A 6,873-nucleotide genomic window follows, 5' to 3' on the forward strand; every position below is an offset into this window, starting at 1 on the left:
TCACAGGTACTGGACCTGTCAGCATGATCGTCGGATCGGTGCCGATTTTCGCGGTTGCGCGGATGCGCGCGCGTGGCTTGAGGCCATGCTTCTCGCCGAACTCTTTGTTGCCGATCAGAACCGCTGCTGCACCATCAACGATACCAGAGGAGTTACCCGCGTGGTGGATGTGGTTGATCTTTTCTAGATGCGGGTACTTCATCAAAGCGACCTTGTCGAAACCGGGCATCACTTCGCCCATAGCTTGGAAGGCTGGGTTCAGCGAGCCAAGGCTCTGCATGTCGGTTTGAGGGCGCATGTATTCGTCGTGATCAAGGATCGGCAGACCGTTTTGATCTTTGATGCCAATGACAGAATTCGCGAAACGACCTTCATCCCATGCGACTTTGGCACGGCGCTGGGATTCAACGGCCAATGCATCGGCCTCATCACGGCTGAAACCATACTCGGTCGCGATGATGTCTGCAGAAATACCCTGTGGAACAAAATACTGCTCCATCGCGATGGAAGGATCTACCGCAATCGCGGCGCCGTCGCTGCCCATAGCAACGCGGCCCATCATTTCAACGCCGCCCGCGATATAGGCTTGGCCTGCGCCGCCTTTGACTTGGTTCGCCGCAAGGTTCACAGCTTCCATGCCAGAGGCACAGAAACGGTTGATCGCGAGACCCGGAATACGTTCGTCCAGATCAGAGGCCAGCACCGCAGAGCGCGCGAGGCAGCCACCTTGCTCCATCACTTGCGTGACGTTGCCCCAGATCACATCCTCAACGGCGTGGCCTTCAAGGTTGTTACGCTCTTTAACAGCGTTCAGCGTTTGTGCGGACAGATTTAGCGCCGTGACTTCGTGCAAGGAGCCATCCTTGCGACCCTTACCGCGCGGTGTGCGCAGGGCGTCATAAATATAAGCTTCGGTCATTGTGGGGTCTCCTTTAAGCGCGGTCAGCTGGGCTGCCGGGCATCAAATCGTAAGGGTGTTTCCAGCCTGGCGTTTGCTCAATGCGTGTGAGCCAAGCGTCGATATGGGGCCAGTCCGCGCGGTCGAAACCGAAGGGCTCTGGGTAAAACAGGTAGCCGCAGCATGAAATATCCGCGACGGTAATGCCCGTTCCTACGATCCAATCGCGGTTTGCGAGGTGGTCGTTCAGAACAGCATAGGCGGCTTTGAGGCGGCCTTGATTGAAGGCGATGACTTCGGCGGGGCGCTTGTCCTCAGGGATGAAGTTCATCAGGAAACGGGTCGGGCCAGCGACAGAGCTGAGCTTGTGGTTGTCCCAAAGCACCCAGCGTAGGATTTCGCGGCGTTCCTCTGGCGTTGCGCCTGTGAGTTTACCGGACAGATGCACAACGTAGTCCTGAATCGCGCCGGATTGCGTGATGGAATAATCATGCTCAGTGTCAACGAATGCAGGCACTTCGCCCATAGCATTCACGTTGGATTTATATTCATCCGAGCGCGCTTCGCCGCCGAAGAAGTCAACGTAGACGGGCTCCCAGTCGAGGCCGGCAAGTTCTAACGAAAGGGCGGCCTTGTATGCGTTTCCGCTTTCTCCGAAGCAATAGAGCTTAAGTGTCATCCGTTGTGTCCTTTTACAGTGTTGAGCCGGGGGTTTCACACCCCCGGACCCCCGTGAAGTTTATCTGGAAAGATGAAGTGAACCTTCACGTCCCATTAAGGTTAATGCCCTAGAAAAAGCAGTGCATGGCAGACGGAAGCGTTGAGCCATGTGAAAGGTGAAGCTCCATCGCCCTGCGCAGGTGCCGCCTAGCGAGACTGCGAGGCGGGCGATGGGGTCCATGTCTTGGGCTTCATCTTTCAAAATAAACTTCTCCCGGAGGGCCGTTGTCAACTTGGCCTGTCGTCTTATTTGAAGCTGCGAGCGATCAACTCTTTCATGATTTCATTGGTGCCGCCGTAAATCCGCTGCACACGCGCATCTGTCCACATTTCTGCCACCGCATATTCCTGCATGAAGCCATAGCCGCCGTGCAGTTGCAGGCATTCATCGAGCACTTCACCTTGTGTATCCGTCAACCAGTATTTTGCCATCGCGGCTTTCTCGACGGTGAGCTTGCCCTCGAGGTGTTCAGAGATGCATTCATCCAAGAACGCGCGCGCGACAGCGGTTTTGGTTTTGCATTCGGCCAATTTGAAACGCGTGTTCTGGAATTGCATGATCGGCCCGCCAAAAGCTTGGCGTTCTTTGCAGTATTCAATCGTGCGCTCTACAGCGCCTTCCATTGCGCCAACCGCGCCGCAGCCAATGATGAGCCGCTCTTGTGCGAGCTGTTGCATCATCTGATAGAAGCCTTGGTTCTCGTCGCCGCCAAGGATGTTTTCTGGCGGGATTTCCACATTGTCGAAGAACAGCTCGGACGTATCCGCTGCATGCGCGCCGATCTTGTCGAGGTTGCGACCCCGTGCAAAACCGTCTGCGCCGTCAGTTTCCACAACAACAAGGGACGTCCCCTTGGAGCCTTCTGCAGGATTTGTTTTCGCGGCAACAATGATCAGATTGGCGTGTTGACCATTGGTGATGAATGTCTTTTGGCCATTCAGTTTGTAGGAATTGCCATCTTTGATTGCGCGAGTTTTGATCGCTTGCACGTCAGAACCGCCAGAAGGTTCCGTCATCGCCAAGGCGCCGACAAGTTCGCCAGAGACCATTTTGGGCAACCAGCGCTTCTTTTGCTCTTCGGTGCCACAGGCCAGAATGTAGTGCGCGACGATGCCAGAGTGGATGCCGTGACCCCAGCTCGCGAGGTTCGCACGGGAGGCTTCGATCAGGATCGTGGCTTCATGACCGAAATCACCGCCAACACCACCGTATTCCTCTGGAATAGAAGGGCAGAGCAAGCCAAGTTCGCCCGCTTCGGCCCAGGTCGTGCGATCCATCTCGCCCTGTTTGCGCCATTTGTCGAACTGAGGCGCCCACTCTGTATTGATAAAGCTGGCTGTCATCTCAGCGAGCATCGCGTGCTCGTCGGTCATCCATTTGCTCATAGTAATCTCCCGTTTACTAATCGGCTTATCGCTTGCGCGCCTCTAGCTCTGAATTGAAAAGCCTAAGGCGATGCAGCAGATTTTCATTGTCCGTCACGCTATCGAAGTTCTCAAATAGAAAAGACAGCGCTTCACCCTCGTCTAACCCGGCCTCTGATGCAAACCGCTTTAGACGGCGATACCCGTCTTCAGTCATTGCAGCAGAAAAGCGACGGGTCAGGCGAAATCGTTTCGGCAAAGCGTGTCCTTTAGTAAGGTGCGTGGTTTCCCACGCACCCTGATCTTAGAAATTGGCGGCGTCCAGCGCCATGACTGTATCCGCTCCGCTTTGGATGCGAGTTAGGTGCATCGTCGTCGCGGGCAGGCGGCGTGCCATATAGTAACGTCCTGTTGTGAGCTTCGTCTCGTAGAACGTTTCGTCAGAAGTGCCAGCAGCCAATGCATCCAGCGATGCTTTGCCCATCTGTGCCCACATCAAGCCTAGGCACACATGACCGAACATGTGCATGAAGTCATAAGAGCCAGAGAGCGCGTTGTTCGGGTTCTTCATGCCGTTTTGCATGAAATACATGCCCGCAGCTTGCAGATCTTTGCTCGCAGCTTTCAGTGGCTCAAGGAAGTCTGCGTCAAAGGCTTCATCCTGACCAGAGTTGTCTTTGATGTAGTTTTTGACCAGATCAAAGAACGCCATCACGTGTTTGCCGCCATCTTGCGCCAGTTTACGACCAACGAGGTCAAGCGCCTGAACGCCATTCGCGCCTTCATAGATCATCGCAATACGAGCATCGCGTGTGAATTGGGACATGCCCCACTCTTCGATATAGCCGTGGCCGCCGTAAATCTGCTGGGCTTGAACCGTCATGTCATAGCCCTCATCGGTGAGGAAGCCTTTGATGACGGGCGTGAGCAGGGAAACAAGGCCATCTGCGTCTTTGTCACCTTTGCGGTGTGCCGCATCGATCATTGTTGCGCCCCACAGGCAGAATGCGCGCGCGCCTTCGACGAAGCTTTTCTGGTCCATCAAGCTGCGGCGGATATCCGGGTGCACGATCAGCGGGTCAGCTGGGCCATCTGGGTTCTTTGCGCCTGTGACGTCGCGACCTTGCAGGCGGTCCTTGGCGTAGTCCAATGCGTTCTGATAGGCTGCGTCCGCTTGGGACAGGCCTTGCATGCCAACGCCCAAACGCGCCTCGTTCATCATTGTGAACATGGCGCGCATGCCTTTGTGCTCTTCGCCAAGCAGGTAGCCGGTTGCCTCGTCATAGTTCATCACGCAGGTGGAGTTGCCGTGGATGCCCATCTTCTCTTCGATAGAACCAACGGATGCGCCGTTGCGCGAACCGAGCGATCCATCGTCATTCACATTGAATTTTGGAACGATGAAGAGCGACACACCTTTGATGCCTTCTGGACCACCTTCGATCTTGGCGAGAACCAAGTGAATGATGTTATCGGCCATGTCATGCTCACCAGAAGAGATGAAAATCTTCTGGCCTGTGATCTTGTAAGACCCATTATCTTGTGGCGCAGCTTTTGTGCGCATTAGGCCTAGATCGGTGCCGCAGTGAGGCTCGGTCAGGTTCATCGTGCCTGTCCACTCACATGAGACCATGTTTGGGAGATACTTGTCTTTTTGCTCGTCCGTGCCGTGCGCAAGGATGGCAGAGGCCGCACCGTGGGTAAGGCCTTGATACATTGTGAACGCTTGGTTGGAGGCTGAGAACATCTCGCCAACAGCCGTCCCCATCAGGTAGGGCATGTTCTGTCCGCCGTACTGCTCTGGCATGTCCAGACCGGGCCAACCGCCTTCTTTGACTTGCTCAAACGCTGCCTTAAAGCCCGTTGGCGTACGCACAACGCCGTTTTCCAAAGTACAGCCTTCTTTATCGCCAACCACGTTTAGCGGCGCGAGGACGTCTGAGGAAATTTTGCCCGCTTCTTCAAGAACTGCCGACGTGAAATCAGGCTCGAGTTCGTCATAGCCTGGGATGTCACTTTCATGCGCTTTTAGAACGTCATGAATGACAAAATGCATGTCTTTGGTCGGAGCTGTATAACGGGGCATAGGCCAATCCTTAATTCGAGTTCACTCTGTTCTGCTCAAGTCAGTTGACCCAAGCGTGCGATAAGTGGCCGAATTAACCGGCCGCTTTTGCAGTTTGATTAATGGAGGACGCGACTTTGTGTCCCCATTTGATTTGTTCACGAAGATCTTCGATTGCACTTTCCAGCTCGTCACGTTGGCTCTCGAGATCGGCGAGGCGATCTTTGGCGATTTCCAAGGTACGATTGATCTGTGTCTGCTGTTGATCGTCGATATGGTATAGGTCGAGAAGTTGACGAATTTCTTCGAGGCTGAAGCCGAAACGCTTGCCACGCAAAATCAACTTGAGACGCGCACGGTCACGCATCGTAAAGAGCCGCTTTTGCCCTTCACGCTGTGGAAACAGCAATTCTTTGGATTCGTAAAATCGCAGCGTTCGCGGCGTTACGTCAAAAGCATCGCACATTTCACGGATCGTCATAAATTTATCAGTTCGTTGCATCTTCATACTCACAAAATGGTTCGGTGCCGAACGCATGGAGTTCTCGAGTCAACGATACAACGATTTTTTAGGCTTACGTAAGTGGTACGCTACGTCAATTCTAAGTTTACGTAACTTCCGCAAAGGTCAGCCTTGGGTGCGCGCAATTTATTAACGGGGAGGAATTTTGAGAAAACGTCAGATATGCAACTTTCCTCAATCCAAAGCGCATTGGATTCGAATCATTTGAGCCGTTCGATGGTATGATCGCGGCGTTCGCGCAGCTCGCGAATAGCTTCTTCAAGCTGTGTCTGCTGCTCTTCCAAATCTTTCAGTTGACGATCTGCCATCTCCACGAAGGCTTCCATCTGGGCTGTTGTGCCCTCGTTCTCGTAAATCTTCAGCCATTGGCGAATCTCTTCGAGTTTGATCCCGTAGCGTCGTCCACGCAGAATCAGAGTCATGCGGGCGCATTCTCGTGTGCTGTAAAAGCGTGAGCGGCCTTCGCGTTCCGGCTGCAAAAGCTCGATATATTCATAATACCTGAGCGTACGTGGCGTCACGTCGAAGCGTGCACACATTTCTTTGAAGGTTAGTAGCTTTTCGCTCATATTATTTTTCTCCTACGCTTAGGTTAGGACTGTCGTTGTCGGAGAGCAACCAACCATAGCTCTTGCCCTGCCGATCAGTTCGATCTCATAAGGGTATTACGTGAACGAGGAAATATAAATGGCATCTCAAAAGTTATTAAACGCTCGGAAGTTCATACAGGCGATCCCGCATGCTGAGGCCTTAGGCATGACACTGACGGAAATCGAAGACGGTACTGCTGAGATCACAATGCCGTATAATCCGCAGTTGGTGGGCGATCCCGAAACGGGCGTTATTCACGGCGGCGCGGTGTCTGCGCTCATGGATACCTGTTGCGGCGCTGCTGTTATGAGCCACCCGAAAGCAGGGGCTGGCACGGCGACGATCGATTTGCGTATTGATTACATGCGCGCGGCGACCCCAGGACAAAGCATTCGCGCTGCGGCGGAGTGTTACCATGTCACGCGCTCCGTTGCTTTTGTGCGCGCGCATACGTTTGATGACGGCGAACACCCTGTCGCAACCGCGACTGGCACATTCACGATAGAGGGGCGATAGAGAGATATGCGCAAAGCTCCCGAACCCGTCCAAGATGTGAAATTACGTCGCGACGCTGCGCTTCAGGCCTTGGTCAGCGGCGTGCCCTACATTCAGTTCCTCGGGATCAAGTTTGATCGGCGGGGCGACGAACTCACCGCTATTTTACCCTTTGATCCCAAACTGATCGGAAACCCCTTCCTGCCTGCAATCCAT

The 6,873-nt window shown here is 54.0% G+C and carries 8 protein-coding genes and 1 pseudogene; 2 read left to right on the forward strand and 7 right to left on the reverse strand.

Annotated elements, in window-relative coordinates; translation table 11 throughout:
* The 7 genes from ABJQ89_RS05740 to ABJQ89_RS05770 form a co-directional block, all read right to left on the reverse strand.
* On the reverse strand, window positions 1-919 hold a 919-nt coding region (locus tag ABJQ89_RS05740), incomplete at its 3' end, for an acetyl-CoA C-acyltransferase (RefSeq protein ID WP_348495309.1).
* A 13-nt stretch (window positions 920-932) separates the two neighbouring features.
* Complete coding sequence (locus ABJQ89_RS05745) at window positions 933-1,577, reverse strand: glutathione S-transferase family protein (RefSeq protein WP_348495310.1); 645 nt, start codon at window positions 1,575-1,577, stop codon at window positions 933-935.
* 287 nt (window positions 1,578-1,864) lie between these two features.
* Entirely contained in the window at window positions 1,865-3,004 is a 1,140-nt protein-coding gene (locus tag ABJQ89_RS05750; protein ID WP_348495311.1) for an acyl-CoA dehydrogenase family protein, read from the reverse strand.
* 25 nt (window positions 3,005-3,029) lie between these two features.
* Window positions 3,030-3,242: a hypothetical protein gene (locus ABJQ89_RS05755; RefSeq protein ID WP_348495312.1), complete on the reverse strand. Its 213-nt coding sequence runs from the start codon at window positions 3,240-3,242 to the stop codon at window positions 3,030-3,032.
* A 45-nt stretch (window positions 3,243-3,287) separates the two neighbouring features.
* Window positions 3,288-5,069: an acyl-CoA dehydrogenase C-terminal domain-containing protein gene (locus tag ABJQ89_RS05760; protein WP_348495313.1), complete on the reverse strand. Its 1,782-nt coding sequence runs from the start codon at window positions 5,067-5,069 to the stop codon at window positions 3,288-3,290.
* Window positions 5,070-5,142: 73 nt separating this feature from the next.
* A complete protein-coding gene (locus ABJQ89_RS05765) occupies window positions 5,143-5,550 on the reverse strand; it encodes a MerR family DNA-binding transcriptional regulator (RefSeq protein ID WP_348495314.1) in 408 nt (135 codons plus the stop codon).
* A gap of 221 nt (window positions 5,551-5,771) precedes the next feature.
* Entirely contained in the window at window positions 5,772-6,140 is a 369-nt protein-coding gene (locus ABJQ89_RS05770) for a MerR family DNA-binding transcriptional regulator (protein ID WP_348495315.1), read from the reverse strand.
* Between the two features lie 118 nt (window positions 6,141-6,258).
* Between ABJQ89_RS05770 and ABJQ89_RS05775 the strand changes: the two genes are divergently transcribed.
* Together ABJQ89_RS05775 and ABJQ89_RS05780 are read left to right on the forward strand one after the other, a co-directional pair.
* A complete protein-coding gene (locus ABJQ89_RS05775; RefSeq protein ID WP_348495316.1) occupies window positions 6,259-6,678 on the forward strand; it encodes a PaaI family thioesterase in 420 nt (139 codons plus the stop codon).
* Between the two features lie 6 nt (window positions 6,679-6,684).
* Window positions 6,685-6,873, forward strand: a pseudogene (locus ABJQ89_RS05780) (PaaI family thioesterase); the annotation flags it as partial.

It is taken from the genome of Planktotalea sp., assembly GCF_039984035.1.
Taxonomy (GTDB): Bacteria; Pseudomonadota; Alphaproteobacteria; order Rhodobacterales; family Rhodobacteraceae; genus Planktotalea.

Excerpts from the sequence above, each read along its gene's own strand:
- ABJQ89_RS05745 (WP_348495310.1), bottom strand. The coding sequence starts at position 1,577 with ATGACACTTAAGCTCTATTGCTTCGGAGAAAGCGGAAACGCATACAAG.
- ABJQ89_RS05750 (WP_348495311.1), bottom strand. The coding sequence starts at position 3,004 with ATGAGCAAATGGATGACCGACGAGCACGCGATGCTCGCTGAGATGACA.
- ABJQ89_RS05760 (WP_348495313.1), bottom strand. The coding sequence starts at position 5,069 with ATGCCCCGTTATACAGCTCCGACCAAAGACATGCATTTTGTCATTCAT.
- ABJQ89_RS05765 (WP_348495314.1), bottom strand. The coding sequence starts at position 5,550 with ATGCAACGAACTGATAAATTTATGACGATCCGTGAAATGTGCGATGCT.
- ABJQ89_RS05770 (WP_348495315.1), bottom strand. The coding sequence starts at position 6,140 with ATGAGCGAAAAGCTACTAACCTTCAAAGAAATGTGTGCACGCTTCGAC.
- ABJQ89_RS05775 (WP_348495316.1), top strand. The coding sequence starts at position 6,259 with ATGGCATCTCAAAAGTTATTAAACGCTCGGAAGTTCATACAGGCGATC.